Origin of the sequence: Xanthomonas albilineans (assembly GCF_009931595.1) — a bacterium.
GTDB classification, from domain to species: Bacteria; Pseudomonadota; Gammaproteobacteria; order Xanthomonadales; family Xanthomonadaceae; genus Xanthomonas_A; species Xanthomonas_A albilineans.
Window position 1 is genome coordinate 1,974,744 of sequence record NZ_CP046570.1, and the last position, 15,015, is coordinate 1,989,758.

General features: G+C 64.8%; 13 protein-coding genes. 8 read left to right on the forward strand and 5 right to left on the reverse strand.

The genetic code is table 11. From position 1 onward, the window contains the following. Positions 1-33: 33 nt before the first annotated feature. The 7 genes from hutI (at position 34) to XaFJ1_RS08295 (ending at position 7,429) form a co-directional block, all read left to right on the forward strand. Positions 34-1,236 carry an imidazolonepropionase gene (hutI, locus tag XaFJ1_RS08265; protein ID WP_012916213.1) on the forward strand — a complete coding sequence of 401 codons (1,203 nt, stop codon included), beginning with the start codon at positions 34-36 and terminating at the stop codon, positions 1,234-1,236. Continuing rightward, entirely contained in the window at positions 1,233-2,777 is a 1,545-nt protein-coding gene (gene hutH / locus XaFJ1_RS08270; RefSeq protein ID WP_012916214.1) for a histidine ammonia-lyase, read from the forward strand. Before hutI ends, hutH begins: the two co-directional genes overlap by 4 nt. 82 nt (positions 2,778-2,859) lie before the next feature. Continuing rightward, entirely contained in the window at positions 2,860-3,738 is an 879-nt protein-coding gene (gene hutG, locus XaFJ1_RS08275; protein ID WP_012916215.1) for an N-formylglutamate deformylase, read from the forward strand. Between the two features lie 65 nt (positions 3,739-3,803). Continuing rightward, a complete protein-coding gene (gene hutU / locus XaFJ1_RS08280; RefSeq protein WP_045756882.1) occupies positions 3,804-5,471 on the forward strand; it encodes a urocanate hydratase in 1,668 nt (555 codons plus the stop codon). Between the two features lie 155 nt (positions 5,472-5,626). Continuing rightward, positions 5,627-6,418, forward strand: coding sequence for a hypothetical protein (locus XaFJ1_RS08285; RefSeq protein WP_045756883.1), 792 nt, complete (start codon positions 5,627-5,629; stop codon positions 6,416-6,418). A gap of 124 nt (positions 6,419-6,542) precedes the next feature. Continuing rightward, positions 6,543-6,800, forward strand: coding sequence for an acyl-CoA-binding protein (locus XaFJ1_RS08290; protein WP_012916218.1), 258 nt, complete (start codon positions 6,543-6,545; stop codon positions 6,798-6,800). Continuing rightward, positions 6,800-7,429: a TetR/AcrR family transcriptional regulator gene (locus tag XaFJ1_RS08295; RefSeq protein ID WP_012916219.1), complete on the forward strand. Its 630-nt coding sequence runs from the start codon at positions 6,800-6,802 to the stop codon at positions 7,427-7,429. The genes XaFJ1_RS08290 and XaFJ1_RS08295 overlap by 1 nt, the downstream gene beginning before the upstream one ends. Positions 7,430-7,507: 78 nt before the next feature. On the opposite strand, the gene XaFJ1_RS08300 is transcribed toward XaFJ1_RS08295, so the two are convergent. After that, the gene (locus XaFJ1_RS08300) at positions 7,508-7,906 is read right to left on the reverse strand and encodes a hypothetical protein (RefSeq protein WP_230596753.1); all 399 of its coding nucleotides are present in this window, start codon (positions 7,904-7,906) and stop codon (positions 7,508-7,510) included. Positions 7,907-8,048: 142 nt separating this feature from the next. On the opposite strand from XaFJ1_RS08300, the gene XaFJ1_RS08305 reads away from it, so the two are divergent. Beyond that, a complete protein-coding gene (locus XaFJ1_RS08305) occupies positions 8,049-8,912 on the forward strand; it encodes a tetratricopeptide repeat protein (protein WP_012916221.1) in 864 nt (287 codons plus the stop codon). Between the two features lie 141 nt (positions 8,913-9,053). Here XaFJ1_RS08305 and gyrA read toward each other — a convergent pair whose 3' ends face one another. The 4 genes from gyrA to epmA all read right to left on the reverse strand — a co-directional run bounded on the left by gyrA (position 9,054) and on the right by epmA (position 14,991). Continuing rightward, positions 9,054-11,861, reverse strand: a complete 2,808-nt coding sequence (gyrA, locus tag XaFJ1_RS08310; RefSeq protein ID WP_012916222.1) for a DNA gyrase subunit A — start codon at positions 11,859-11,861, stop codon at positions 9,054-9,056. A gap of 208 nt (positions 11,862-12,069) precedes the next feature. Next, positions 12,070-13,134, reverse strand: a complete 1,065-nt coding sequence (gene mtnA, locus XaFJ1_RS08315) for an S-methyl-5-thioribose-1-phosphate isomerase (RefSeq protein ID WP_012916223.1) — start codon at positions 13,132-13,134, stop codon at positions 12,070-12,072. A gap of 57 nt (positions 13,135-13,191) precedes the next feature. After that, the gene (locus tag XaFJ1_RS08320; RefSeq protein ID WP_012916224.1) at positions 13,192-13,905 is read right to left on the reverse strand and encodes a DUF3011 domain-containing protein; all 714 of its coding nucleotides are present in this window, start codon (positions 13,903-13,905) and stop codon (positions 13,192-13,194) included. 138 nt (positions 13,906-14,043) lie between these two features. Beyond that, entirely contained in the window at positions 14,044-14,991 is a 948-nt protein-coding gene (gene epmA / locus XaFJ1_RS08325; RefSeq protein ID WP_155393739.1) for an EF-P lysine aminoacylase EpmA, read from the reverse strand. Positions 14,992-15,015: the final 24 nt, after the last annotated feature.

A 15,015-nucleotide genomic window follows, 5' to 3' on the forward strand; every position in this document is an offset into this window, starting at 1 on the left:
TATACAAAATAGCCGACGAGCCTGCCCGCGACCATGCACTGCGACACGCTTTGGCACAATGCGCACCTGATGACGCTGGACGCCGAAGACGGCGGGTTGGGCCTGGTCCATGACGGCGTGCTCGCCTGCCGCGACGGTCGTATCGTCTACGCGGGAGCTGCGGCGAAATTGCCGGCTCCGCTGGCCGCGCAACGTAGCATCGACTGCGGTGGACGCTGGATCGGCCCCGGCCTGATCGACTGCCACACGCATCTGGTCTACGCCGGCAACCGCGCCGGCGAGTTCGAGCAGCGCCTGCGCGGCGCCAGCTATGCCGACATCGCCCGCGCTGGCGGCGGCATCCTCTCCACCGTGCGCGCCACGCGTGCCGCCGACGAGAACACTCTGCTCGCCGCCAGTCTGCCGCGACTGGACGCCCTGCTGGCCGAGGGCGTGACCACGGTGGAGATCAAGTCCGGCTACGGCCTGACCCTGGAGGACGAACTGCGCCTGCTGCGCGTGGCGCGGCGCCTGGGCGAACTACGCGCGGTGGCGGTGTCGCCGACGTTCCTCGGCGCGCATGCGGTGCCGCCCGACGGCCAGGCGCAGACCTACATCGACGAAATCTGCGAACGGATGATCCCGGCAGTCGCCGCACAAGGCTTGGCCGAGGCGGTGGACGTTTTCTGCGAGCATCTGGCATTCACTCCAGCGCAAACCGAACAGGTGTTCCAGGCCGCGCAAAATCATGGGCTGCCGCTGAAGATCCATGCCGAGCAACTCTCCAATCAGGGCGGCGCGGCCTTGGCTGCGCGCTACGGCGCGCGCTCGGCCGATCACCTCGAATACCTGGACGCTGCGGGTATCGCCGCGATGGCCGCCAGCGGCACCGTCGCGGTGCTGTTGCCAGGCGCGTTCTACTTCACCCGCGACACGCAACTGCCGCCCATCGCCGCGCTGCGTGCGGCCGGCGTACCGCGTGCGCTGGCCACCGACTGCAATCCCGGCACCTCGCCGCTGACCAGCCCATTGCTGGCGATGAATCTGGCCGCGACGCTGTTCCGCCTGACCGTGGCCGAATGCATCGCCGGCTTCACCCGTGAGGCGGCGCGCGCGCTCGGACGCCAGGACCAGATCGGTCGCCTGCGCGCCGGGCTGAGTTGCGATCTGACGATCTGGGACATCGAAGAACCGGCTGAGTTGGTCTATCGCATGGGCTTCAACCCGCTGCATGCGCGTATTTGGAGAGGACAATGAGTGACAACGAGATCCTACTGCGCCCCGGTGCGGTGAGCCTGGCGCAGTGGCGGGCCGTGTATCGCGGTGCCGGCTTGCGCCTGGATCCGGCCTGCGCCGATGCGGTGTCGCGCAGCGCACAGACGGTGGAAGCCATCGTCGCTCGTGGCGCACCGGTGTATGGCATCAACACCGGCTTCGGCAAGCTGGCCAGCGTGCGCATCGAACGCAACGACCTGGACGTACTGCAACGCAATATCGTGCTCTCGCACGCGGCGGGAGTCGGTGCGCCGATGCCGGTGCCGGTGGTGCGGTTGATGATGGCGCTGAAACTGGCAAGCCTGGCGCAAGGCGCCTCCGGCGTGCGTGCGCCGACGCTGGCACTGCTGGAGGCGCTGCTGCGCCACGAAGTGATCCCGGTGGTGCCGTGCCAAGGCTCGGTCGGCGCCTCCGGCGACCTGGCACCGCTGGCGCACCTGGCCACGGTGATGCTCGGTGTCGGTGAAGCCTTCGTCGCTGGCGCGCGTTTGCCGGCTGCGCAGGCGCTGGCCCAGGCCGGGCTGCAACCGCTGTCGCTTGGCGCGAAGGAAGGCCTGGCGCTGCTCAATGGCACCCAATACTCCACCGCTTATGCGCTGGCCGGGCTGTTCGAGATCGAGCGGGTGTTCCAGGCCGCACTCGTCACTGGCGCACTCTCCACCGAGGCGGCGAAAGGCTCGGACACCCCATTCGACCCACGCATCCATGCGCTGCGCGGCCAGCCCGGACAGATCGCCACCGCCGCCGCGCTGCGCGAGCTGATGCGCGACTCGGCGATTCGCGATTCGCACCGCGACAACGATGTGCGCGTGCAGGATCCGTACTGTCTGCGCTGCCAGCCGCAGGTGATGGGCGCCGCGCTGGACGTGATGCGCCAGGCCGCCATCACCCTGGCGACCGAAGCCAATGGGGTATCCGACAACCCGCTGGTGTTCAGCGATACTGGCGAGGCACTGTCAGGTGGCAACTTCCATGCCGAGCCGGTCGCCTTCGCCGCCGACATGCTGGCACTGGCAGTGTGCGAAATCGGCGCGATCAGCGAGCGCCGCGTCGCCATGCTGGTGGATCCGGCGCTGTCCGGACTGCCGGCGTTTCTGACTCCGAAGCCCGGCCTCAATTCCGGCTTCATGATCCCACAGGTCACCGCCGCGGCGCTGGTTTCAGAAAACAAGCAACGCGCCTACCCGGCCAGCGTCGATTCGATCCCGACCTCGGCCAACCAGGAAGACCACGTGTCGATGGCAGCACATGGTGCAAGGCGCCTGGTGCCAATGGCCGAGAACGCGGCCAACGTGGTCGGCATCGAGTTGCTCGCCGCCGTGCAAGGTTGCGATTTCCACACGCCGCTAACCTCCAGCGCCGCGCTGGAAGCAGCGCGTGCGCTGCTGCGCGCACGCGTACCGGCGCTGCAGGACGACCGCTACTTCCATCCGGACATGTGCACCGCCACCGCGCTGGTACGCGAGGGCGCACTGGCCGAAGCCGTCAGCATGCGGCTGCCAGACGTCAGCTTTGCCATCTGACCGTGCGGACGCGATTTTTTCAGTCGGAACGACAACCCCCATCGCAGCGAAAACCGCTCCCGGATCAACCCCCGAGGCCCCGATGACATCCAGACCCGACTGGCTGAGTGTGCACCGCAGCGATGCGCCGCTGATCGTCAGCTTTCCGCACACCGGCACCGAATTGCCAGCCCTGATGGCAGGCCGCTTCGTCTCGCCATGGCTGGCGCAGCGCGATGCCGATTGGTGGGTGCATCTTCTGTACGAATTCGCCAGCGCGCTGGGCGCTACCACGGTGCGCACCGCGATCTCGCGCTCGGTCATCGACGTCAACCGCGATCCGGCCGGAACATCGTTGTATCCCGGGCAGAACACCACCGGACTGTGCCCGCTGACCACCTTCGACGCACAGCCGCTGTATCGACCCGGCACCGAACCGGATGCGGACGAGATCGCCGAACGGCGCGCGCGCTGGTTCGCGCCATATCACGCGGCGCTCGACACCGAGATCGCGCGTCTGCGTGCGCGACATCAGGCGATCGTGGTGTACGACGCACATTCGATCCGCTCGCGTATTCCGCACCTGTTCGACGGCGAACTGCCGCAGTTCAACATCGGCAGCGCCGGCCCGGACGGCGCGCTCGACGGCAGTTGCGCGCCCGCGCTGACCGACGCAGTCGAGCACGTATGCGCCAACAGCGGTTTCAGCCATGTGCGCAACGGCCGCTTCAAGGGCGGCTGGAGTACCCGCCATCACGCCGCGCCCGCGCAAGGCGTGCACGCGATCCAGATGGAGCTGGCCTGCCGCGGCTACATGCACGAACCGGAGACGATCTCGCCCACCACATGGCCCTCGCCCTGGCAACCCGCGCATGCCGCCGCGCTGCGTGCGGTCCTGCAGCAGGTGCTGCAAGCCTGCCTGGACTTCGCCAAGGCGCAGCCCAAATCGTCCGGACCGGTGTCGTTCGGTTGCGACCACTAGCCCGCCAACACGCGTTCCCGTTTCCGTGCTTTTCCGCGTTCGCGCATTCGCCAGAGGAATCCAACATGTCCCGTTTCGACGCCACCCGCACCATCCATGCGCCCACCGGCAGCACCCTCACCGCCAAAAGCTGGTTGACCGAAGCGCCACTGCGCATGCTGATGAACAACCTGCACCCGGACGTGGCCGAGCGCCCGCAGGAACTGGTCGTCTACGGTGGCATCGGCCGTGCCGCGCGCGATTGGGAAAGCTTCGACGCGATCGTGGAGACACTCAAACGCCTGGACGACGATCAAACGCTGCTGGTGCAATCGGGCAAGCCGGTCGGGGTGTTCCGCACCCACCCCGACGCACCGCGGGTGTTGATTGCCAACTCCAATTTGGTCCCGCGCTGGGCCAATTGGGACCACTTCAACGCGCTCGACAAAAAAGGCCTGGCGATGTACGGGCAGATGACCGCCGGCAGCTGGATCTACATCGGCGCCCAGGGCATCGTGCAGGGCACCTACGAAACCTTCGTGGAAATGGGGCGCCAACACTACAATGGCAGCCTTGCCGGCAAGTGGCTGTTCACAGGCGGACTCGGCGGCATGGGCGGCGCGCAACCGCTGGCGGCAGTGATGGCCGGCGCCGCCTGCCTGGCGGTGGAATGCCGCAAGAGCAGCATCGACATGCGCCTGCGTACCGGCTATCTCGACACCTGGACCGACAATCTCGACGACGCCCTGCGCCTGATCGACGCATCCTGCAAGACGAAACAGCCGCGCTCGATCGGCCTGCTCGGCAATGTCGCCGATGTCCTGACGGAACTGCTCCAGCGCGGAGTGAAGCCGGACCTGCTGACCGACCAAACCTCGGCGCACGACCCGGTCAACGGCTATCTGCCGCAGGGCTGGACGGTCGAACAGTGGGACGCGCAACGCGTGTCCGCGCCCAAGGAGGTGGAACGGGCCGCACGCGCCTCGATGGCCAACCATGTCCGCGCCATGCTCGGCTTCCACACGCTGGGCGTGCCGACCGTGGACTACGGCAACAACCTGCGGCAGATGGCGCTGGAAGAAGGCGTGGCCAACGCTTTCGACTTTCCCGGTTTCGTTCCCGCCTATATCCGCCCGCTGTTTTGCCGTGGCATCGGCCCGTTCCGCTGGGCCGCACTGAGCGGCGACCCCGAAGACATCGCAAAGACCGACGCCAAGGTCAAGGAACTGATCCCCGACGACCCGCACCTGCACCGCTGGCTGGACATGGCCGCCGAGAAGATCCGGTTCCAGGGCCTGCCGGCGCGCATTTGCTGGGTCGGCCTGGGCGAGCGCGACCGGCTCGGTCTGGCGTTCAACGCGATGGTCGCCAACGGCGAACTGAAAGCACCGGTGGTGATCGGCCGCGATCACTTGGACAGCGGCAGCGTCGCCTCGCCGAACCGCGAGACCGAATCCATGGCCGACGGCTCCGACGCCGTGTCCGACTGGCCGTTGCTCAACGCCTTGCTCAACACCGCCAGCGGCGCCACCTGGGTCTCGCTGCACCATGGCGGCGGCGTCGGCATGGGCTTTTCGCAGCATGCCGGCATGGTCATCGTCTGCGACGGCAGCGAGGCCGCCGCCAAGCGCATCGCCCGCGTGCTGTGGAACGACCCGGCCACCGGCGTGATGCGACACGCCGATGCCGGCTACGCCATCGCGATCGACTGCGCGAAAGACAAACAGTTGGATTTGCCAGGCATCCTGCGCTGACCGCCCTGCACGCTCCCGTACTTGCATGCGTGACGCGCCAGGACCCGGATCCATTGCCTCGCCGGAAAATGGAATAGGCTTCCCTGCTCGCATATCGGCCGCTCAAGATCGCCGCCAGCGTGCCGAAAAGATCTGCAACATCTCAAGGAGCCTGTATGGGCATCCTGGTCTATCTGACTCCTGCCGTGGCGCTATGGGCTGCCGTGGCGACCGCGTTCGCGCACGGCCTGTTCCAGCGACTCGGGCAAGCGTTTCGGCGCGATGCCAGAGCCCAGGAGACCATTGCACGCTATCAGGCGGCCTTGACGCAACTGAAGGCGCAGGCAGCAATTCAGATGCAGGAACTGGAAACCCTACGCCACGAATACGAACTTATTCAAGCAGTTACTACGATGGAATCGGAGGCAGCTCCCGAAACGGAGCAGGAACCGGCTGCCACCGCGTCACCTTCGCCGTCGCAATCCCAGTCTCATTCCAAAACGTACACACCAAAATCCAGCATCACGCTGGCCCAGATCGACATCGCCGACGAGCTCGGCACCCTATTGGCGCACGTGGCCCGCGTGGCCCGTAGCATTCGCCGTTACAGCGCCTACAGCCGTGGCAACACAGGACCGGAACCGACCAACGCACGCTACGACCTACACTGGCTCTCCGATTGTCTGCACAACCTTGATCAGGTCGGCCACGCTCTGGCGAGGAACAACATGGAGACGCTGACCGCAGCCTGCATCGAACTGCTGGAAATGTACGAACACTATCTGCGCGACGAATCCGGCTACAACAGCCGCGATACCTTCCAACGCCTGAGCAACCAGGTTCCACTGGCCGAAGTGACCGATGCGATCCGCTCCATCGCAGCCAAGGCGTCGCTGGCGCGGCAGGCACAGACCGCGCAGGAGCCCGATGCCGAACTCATGCGCGCCGATGCACTGCCGGTCATGTAACACACACGGCTGCGGTGCATAAGCGCACAGAAACAAGCGGAGGACGCCGTCGATTCCATGGTTTGCGTTGACCCTACCGTTCACCCGTGCTGTGATGCCTGCCGGTCAGCACGGAGCGACATCAATGGCAGACATCAAGGCGGCGTTCGAAAAGGCCGCCCATGACATCACACAGCGCGAGGAGCGCCCAGACAACGACACCCTGCTACGGCTGTACGCGCTGTATAAACAAGGTGCGGAGGGCGATGTGAGCGGCAAAAAACCCGGTTTCTTCGATTTCGTTGGCACTGCCAAATACGAGGCCCGGGCCAAACTCAAGGGTATGCCCCAGGCCGAAGCGCAAAAGAAATACGTGGACCTGGTGAAGAAGCTGCTGGCCTGATGGCGCGCGACACCCGACGCCGCATCCTCGATACCGCTCTGGCGATGTTCAACGCGCAGGGCGAGCCTCACGTCACCACCAACCATATCGCCGACGAGCTGGAAATCAGCCCTGGCAATCTTTATTACCACTTCCGCAACAAAGACGACATCATCGAACACCTGTTCACGCGCTACGAGGAGCGCATGGACGCAGCAATGACACTGCCGGGCACACGGTTACCGGGCCTGGAAGACTTCTGGCTGCAGTTGCATCTGGTGTTCGAATGCATTTGGGATTACCGTTTCCTTTACCGCGACTTGATCGAAATCATTAGCCGCAGCCGACGCTTGCGCCTACGCTTCGCGCGCATCCTGCACCGTGCCGACGACAGCACACAGGCTGTATTGCAAGGACTGGCGCAGGCCGGTGCAATGCACGCCACGACACAAGAACGACGCTGCATCGCCACCAACGTGCTGGTGGTGGCAACCTTCTGGCTCAACTACGCCGCCGCGCGCGGCGAAAAGAACGAACAACTGGCGATTCGCCATGGCATCGCGCAGGTGATGCGGCTGATCAGCCCATTCCTGCGCGAGGCCGAACGCGCGCATCTGACCGCAATGACGCACGCCTATCTGGTGGACTGAGCGCGGCGTCTGCGCAACAGTGCAATTGCATGCCTGCGACCACGCGTGTGCCCGCTATAGGCCTGCGCGCCGCCCTCCTCAAGCCCTTCTTGCCTTAAGAGTTCTCTGCGGCGCGGCGACTGTCTTCATCGCCCTTTTCCTGGCGGTCGGCTTGGTCGCTACCGCTCGCTTGCGCGACATGGCACGCGGTGTCGCTTGCAGTCCCAGCTTGACCAGCACCGGCTGCAAGCGCGCTTCGACTTCGGCACTCAACGGCTGCACCTGACCGCGCAGCGCGGCCGCGCCCTCGCGTACGCTGTGTTCGGCACCATCAGTCCACTGCGCGATACGCGCTTTCAGGCTGGTCGCGCCATCGACTGCACCGCTAGCCGCTGCCAGCGCGCGCCGATGAGTCAGCGACACCAGGCCCAAACCGGCCAACCATAGAGATCGCCGGGTCGGCAGGCCCGGCTCGGGAATAGCGGAACGTTTCTTCATCTTCATCGCCATCGCAGGTCTCCCGATGCCGACACGGCACCGTGAAGTGCATGCTGGCGAGAGTGGCTTGAGTAAACACACTATCGCTTGCCAGCCGACGATAACGACGCCATGCTCGGCACAGATCACAGGAAAGCCACACATGGTCACATCCCAAAGCGCATGGGCTTCATTTCCGCACGACACCAAGGCCTATACGTATCCCGGCGAAGCGTTGAAAAAAGCCTGGCCCAAGCTGCATGCCGGCGACCGCGAACCCTACCCCGATCGGGCGCGTGCGCAGGCGCTGCTCGATGTTGCCGGCAAGGCGGGTAAAGGCCACGATGCGCAGACATTGTCGGCAGCGCTGATCGATGCGTGGCGCGCTTTCCACAACGGCCAGTTCGAACGTGCCTACACGGCCGGGCAGGCGCTGGGCGTGCTGGGCGTGCTGGGCGCCTCGGTGTCGGTAAAGGCCTTGGGCATCCATGCCAGCTATCTGGTCGCCGACGACAAGGACAAACTGCAACGTCTGCAACAGGCCGCCACCCTGGCCGAGGCGGCCATCGTCGCACTGCCGGAGGAGGCCAACAGCCACTATCGCCATGCCTTTGCGCTGGGCCGCTACAGCCAGGAGCTGAGCATCGCCAAGGCCATTAAACAAGGTATCGCAGGCAAAGTCCGCAAATCTCTGGAAACCGCGCTGGAACTGGAGCCCCGGCATGCCGAGGCGCACATGGCGCTGAGCCTGTACCACGCCGAGATCATCGGCAAGGTCGGCGCGATGATCGGTGGGCTCACCTATGGCGCCAAGGCCGCGAGCGCGGAGCAGCATATTCGGCAAGCGCTGAAACTGACCCCGGATGCGCCGATCGCGCATATCGAACATGCCAACGTGCTGTTGCTGTTGCACGGCGACAAACGCGAGGACGAGGCCGCGGAGGCATTCGAAAAAGCCGCCACGCTCACGCCGCGCGACGCGATGGAAGCGTTGGACGCGGCGTTCGCGCGCAACCAATTGGAATAATCGCGCGCCAACGCGCACGCTGGCGATACCGGATCCCTTACCTGCCGGCTCTCAGCCGTCATCCGCCCAACATGACGGCGCCGGCAGTGCGCCGGCGCGTCGTGTCCTTCCCCCTAACGTCCCATGGACGCGGGATCAGCCCTAGGGCGACGCGGTGCTGGCGACGTCGGTAACGCCGTCTTCGCCCGACAGCGGCTCCTCTTCGACCAGCGAACCGTCCAGGCGCTCCACGGCCTGCAGCTTTTCGCCCTTGGACAGGCGAATCAGGGTCACCCCCTGGGTATTGCGACCGACACGCGAAATCTCCGAGGCCCGGGTGCGCACCAGGGTGCCACCATCGGAGATCAGCAACACCTCGTCCTTGACGCTCAGCAGAACCGCGCCGACCAACTTGCCGTTGCGCTCGCTGGTCTGGATACCGATCACGCCCTGGGTGCCACGGCCCTTGCGCGGATACTCGCCAAGCGGCGTGCGCTTGCCATAGCCGTTCTCGGTCGCGGTGAGGATATAGGCGTCTGCATCGTCGGCCGTGCGCGTCTGTGCATCGGCTTCCGCTTCCTGCGCCAGGTCGGCATCGTCGGCATCCTCATCCTGGCCTTCGGCCGGCTCGGCCACGATCAGACTGACCACATACTCGCTCTTGGCCAGGCGAATCCCACGCACGCCGCGGCTGCTGCGGCCAGTGGGCTTAACCCCGCCGCGGCTCTTGCGCCGCGCGCCGCGCGTCTCGTCGCCATCCTCGCCAGCAGCCTCGTCGTCGGCAGCCAAGGCGTCGTCTGCCGCAGCCTCATCGACCGCCACCTCGTCTACCTCCTCGTCCTTGGGCCGCTCTGAGAAACGCACGGTCTTACCATTGGAGGCGAACAGCAGCACATCGCGCTCGCCATCGGTCAGCGCCACGTCAACCAAGGCATCGCCCTCGTCCAGGTTGATCGCAACCTTGCCGCGCTTGAGTTGATAAGCAAACTCGCTCAGTGGAGTCTTCTTGACCATCCCCTTACGGGTGGCGAAGAACACGTAGTGACCGTCGGCGTACTCGCGCACCGGCAGGACCGCCTGCACCCGCTCGCCCTGCTCCAGCGGAATCCAGTTAATGACCGGGCGGCCCCGCGCATTAGGGCCGGCCTCTGGCAACTGATACACCGGCAGCCAGAAAACCTTGCCGCTACTGGTGAAGGTCAACAACGTGTCGTGGGTGTTGACCAGCCACAGATGATCGATGAAATCCTCTTCCTTGGTCGCCGCCGCGCTACGGCCGCGTCCACCGCGACGCTGTGCGCGGTAGGCGCTGACAGGCTGGCGCTTGGCGTAACCGGCATGCGACAGCGTGACCACTACGTCTTCCGGCGCAATCAGATCGAGAATATCCAGATCCTCTTCGCTATGGCGGATCTCGGTGCGGCGCGCATCGCCGTATTCTTCGCGAATGCTGACCAGCTCCTCACGGATCACCTCCAACAACACGTCGGGGTTCTCCAGGATCCGGATCAGTCCGGAAATCGCCTCCAGCAACTGCTTGTACTCTTCGGTAAGCCGCTCCTGCTCCAGGCCGGTGAGGCGGTGCAGACGCATTTCCAGGATCTGCGTGGCCTGCACTTCGGTCAGCTGATAGCCACCAGCGCCCAGGCCGACCCCGCTGGGCAGATCGTCCGGGCGCGATGCCTCCGCCCCGGCCGCGCTCAGCAAGGCACCGACCAGACCCGGTTGCCAGGTCTTTGCCAGCATGCGTTCGCGCGCTTCTGTGGGGTTCGCCGAGGTCTTGATCAGCTCGATCATCTCGTCGATGTTGGCCAGCGCAACGGTCAAGCCCTCGAGGATGTGCGCGCGCGCGCGCGCCTTGCGCAGTTCGAAGATGGTGCGGCGAGTGACCACCTCGCGACGGTGGCGGACGAACGCCTCCAGCATCTGCTTGAGATTGAGCAACTGCGGACGGCCATCGACCAGCGCCACCATGTTGATGCCGAACACCGACTCCATCTGGGTCTGCTGGTATAGGTTATTCAACACCACGTCGGCGGCTTCGCCGCGCTTGACTTCGATGTAGATGCGCATGCCGTCCTTATCGGACTCATCGCGCAATTCGCTGATGCCCTCCAGCTTCTTTTCCTTGACCAGTTCGGCGATCTTCTCGATCAAACGCGCCTTGTTGACTTGGTACGGGATTTCGGTGACGACAATCGCCTCGCGGCCATTGTCCTGGATTTCGATCTCGGCCCTGGCGCGCATGCGCACGCGGCCACGACCGGTGCGGTAGCCGGCAATGATGCCGGCGGTGCCATTGACGATGCCGGCAGTGGGGAAATCCGGGCCGGGGATGTATTCCATCAACCCATCGACGTCGATCTGCGGGTTGTCGATCAGCGCGATGCAGGCGTTGATCGACTCGGTCAGATTATGCGGCGGAATATTGGTGGCCATGCCCACGGCGATACCCGCCGAACCGTTGACCAACAGATTCGGAAACCGCGTCGGCATGACCGACGGTTCCTGCTCCTTCTCGTCGTAGTTGGGCTGGAAATCGACGGTTTCCTTGTCGATATCGGCGATCAACTCGTGAGTGAGCCGCGACATCCGCGCTTCGGTGTAACGCATCGCCGCAGCGGAATCGCCATCGACCGAACCGAAGTTACCCTGCCCGTCTACCAGCATGTAGCGCAGCGAGAACGGCTGCGCCATGCGCACCAGGGTGTCGTACACCGACTGGTCGCCGTGCGGGTGGTACTTACCGATGACGTCGCCGACGATACGCGCCGACTTGTAATAGGGCTTGTTGCTGTGCGCGCCCAGCTCGTTCATCGCGAACAACACGCGGCGATGCACCGGCTTGAGGCCATCGCGCGCATCAGGTAAGGCACGCCCCACGATCACGCTCATGGCGTAATCGAGGTAGCTCTTGCGCATCTCGTCTTCCAGGTTGACCTGGATGATTTCCTTGGCCGATTCTGCCATTCTGGTTCCGTAAGTCTGGTGGCGGATCGACCATAGCCTTCGGCCTGCGGCAAGCAGAGCTACCGGTGCCGAACGCCGAGGACACGCCGCCGGCCGATCTAACCGCCGAATTCTATCACACCAGGCGTACGGATGCCCGGTTTTATCGGCATGAACAAGCACTTGCGCACTTTTACCGACACCTCTGGAAGGGGGACCCCTGCCGGATTCAGCCGCCGAAGGCCGCGCGCATACGTGCCTGGTCCGGGCGTTCGATCACTCCGCGTTCGGTGACGATGGCATCGATCAAGGCCGCCGGGGTCACGTCGAACACGGGGTTCCAGGCGGCGATGCCATCGGCCACGGTACGCACGCCGCCGACGCCGAACAACTCGCTCGGGTCGCGCTGCTCGATATCGATCTGTGTGCCGTCGGCGGCGTCCATGTCCACCGTCGACGATGGAGCCACCACCATAAACTTGACGCCATGATGGCGCGCGACGATCGCGAGCTGATAGGTGCCGATCTTGTTGGCGGTATCGCCATTGGCGCAGATGCGGTCAGCGCCGACGATCACCCATTGCACGGCCCCGGTCTTCATCAGGTGCGAGGCGGCAGAATCGGCGATCAGGGTTGCCTCGATCCCATCCTGCTGCAACTCCCACACGGTCAAGCGCGCGCCCTGCAGCCACGGCCGGGTCTCGCCGGCGAATACCTTGGCGATACGCTGCTGGGCGACGCCGGCGCGGATGACGCCCAAGGCGGTGCCGAAGCCGGCGGTCGCCAGCGAGCCGGTATTGCAATGGGTCAACACCCCGCTGCCGGACGCGATCAGCCCGGCACCGAGCGCGCCCATCTTCCGATTGGCAGCCAGGTCTTCTTCAGCGATGGCCTGCGCTTCGCGCGCAAGCACGGCGCGCCAATCGCCACCAGTACCGCCCAGCGCCTTGCGCATGCGTGCGAGCGCCCAGGCCAGGTTCACCGCCGTCGGACGCGCGGCATTGAGCCGTTGCAACGCAGGTTCAAGCGCAAGCAGCGCCTCGGCGCCGGTCTCGGCGTGCACCGCGCGCGCAGCCAACACCGCCCCCCAGCCGGCAGCAATACCGATCGCCGGTGCACCACGCACCGCCAACGCATGGATCGCCTCGGCAACCTGATCGCTGTCGGTGCAGCGCACGTGCTCCACGACGAACGGCAATTTGCGCTGATCCAGCAGTTCCAGTGCATCGTCCGTCCACAAAATCGGGCGAATATGGTCGTAGCGTGCGTAATCGATGGCGAGAGAGCGGTTCATCGCATCATTGTAACCGTCTGGCCATGGCCGCTTGGAGGATGCACGCGCGGGCAAGGTTCAGTTGACACTGAACTCCGCACGACACCCCTTGTCGACCCAGATGCCATCGCGGTCCCACCCCCAACTGTCGTCCTGCACGCAGGCCGAACCGGAAAGCTGGCGCAGCAACTGCACTGAATCCTCAACGCTGACTCCACAACGCCTGTGCGCATGACCTTTGGATTCGCACAGCACCACGCGCGCACCGGGAGGGAAACCGGAGCCATCGCGAGCGCCGATCTCGAATTCGCCCCGGCAACCACGGGCAACCCAGATTTCATTGCGACCTACGCCCCAACTGCGTTCTCTCTGGCAAGGCATCGCGGAGAGTTGCCGCATCAGCCGTACCGGCGCCCCATGCAGCATCACCGGACAACTCTCGACCCGACCACTGGACTCGCAATGCAGCAGACGACGCATGACGCTGTGGTGCGGTTGTTCGGACGGAATGGAGAGAAATTCGGCACGACACCCCTGCGTCACCCACACGCCGGTGACATCCACTCCCCACTCGCTGCCGCGAATGCAATCGTTGTCGGAAAGTTGCCGCACTAATTGCACTCCCTGTGCAGTGGGCATCGGGCAATGCGTCCAGAGCATGTCGTGCGATTCGCAGCGCACCACGGCCGCAGCATAGGCATCGACAGGCGCGTTCTGCTGCGCCTCCACTGACGACATGCTCACCAGCAATCCCAACCAACAGCCGCCAGCGAGCCCGTGAGACCATTTCATACTTGGCTGCGCCCCTCTGCCTAGGTCCTGAAACATCGGAGACCACATGGTGTGCATGCTAGCGCATACGCGGCCCGATCAAACCATCATCCGCATGCACAACGCAATAACATCTCGGCATTACCCATGAGCATCGGTTCAGGCATGTGCGAAATCGTAAGCAAGTACCGCACCGATCTGCGTCGTGCCGCACATCGCCATCAACAACCGGTCCACGCCAACCGCAACACCGGCACAGTCGGGCAAGCCCGGCAATGCCTGCAACAACCGCTCGTCCAGTGGAGGCAGCGGCATGCCGCGCGCGTGGCGCACCGCGTGATCGCGCAGGAAGCGCCGGCGCTGCTCGCTGGCATCAGTGAGTTCGTGATAGCCGTTGGCCAGTTCGTAGCCGCCCAGGTAGAGCTCGAAACGCTCGGCGACCGGCGGAGCGTCATCGCGTACGCGCGCCAACGCGCACTGGCTGGCCGGCCAATCGTAAACCACGGTGATGCGATCGGCCGGGAATCCCGGTTGCAACCGATGGGTCATCAACAAGTCCAGCCAGTCGTCACGCCCCAGGCCATCGGCATCGATCCGGATCTCGCACAACGGCTGCTGCAGTGCCTCCAGCGGCGCGACGAACGGATCCAGGCCCAGCGTTTCCAGAAACAGTCGGCGATAGCTGAGCACCTGCAACGACGCACTGCGCGCGACCAGGGCCAGCGCCTCGCGCACCAGCGCCACGGTTTCCTCGACCAGTCGCAGATGGTTCCAGCCGACCCTGTACCACTCCAGCATGGTGAATTCGGGATTGTGGCGACCGCCAGCCTCGCCATTGCGAAATACCCGGCCCAGTTCGTAGCAATCGCCGACGCCGGCGGCCAACAGCCGCTTCAGCGGATACTCGGGCGAAGTGCGCAACCAGCGCAGTGCTGGACCAGCATCCACATGGCCACTGAAGCGGGTCTGGAAACTCTCGATGTTCGGCTCGGTATTGCCGGCCGCCGAAAGAATCGGCGTCTCCAACTCAAGCACGTCGCGAGCGGCAAAGAAGCGGCGAATGCAGGCATTGAGCGCCGCGCGCAGACGCAGCGCGGCCAGGTCCACGTGCGTCTGCGCGAGGGCGGCAGA